The following is a 271-nucleotide window of genomic DNA, read 5'->3' as shown; positions in this document are numbered from 1 at the left end:
CTTCGAGGAACTTCGCATTCCGAAGCTCTTCAACCTTCGCTCCGATCCGTTCGAACGCGGCGACCAGTCGATCCTCTATGACAAGTGGCTAGCCGACCACGCCTTCGTCCAGGTTCCCTTGCAGACGCTTGCGGCCACCTGGCTCAGCACATTCAAGGAATTCCCGCCACGGCAGAAGCCCGCCAGCTTCAATCTCGACAAGGTCGTCGAGCAGTTGTCGGCGCCGCCGAACTAGAGCAGCTTGCGGCAACACGGCTATTCTTGCCTTGCC

General features: G+C 59.8%; 1 pseudogene. It reads left to right on the top strand.

The annotated features are described in order from the left end of the window. A pseudogene (locus SB764_RS40455) lies at positions 1–235 on the top strand (arylsulfatase); the annotation flags it as partial. Between the last annotated feature and the right edge of the window lie 36 nt (positions 236–271).

The organism is Paraburkholderia sp. SIMBA_027 (genome assembly GCF_046535315.1).
GTDB classification, from domain to species: domain Bacteria; phylum Pseudomonadota; class Gammaproteobacteria; order Burkholderiales; family Burkholderiaceae; genus Paraburkholderia; species Paraburkholderia tropica.
Note: the sequence above shows the minus strand (reverse complement) of the source record. Positions and strands in the feature narration are given on the sequence as shown.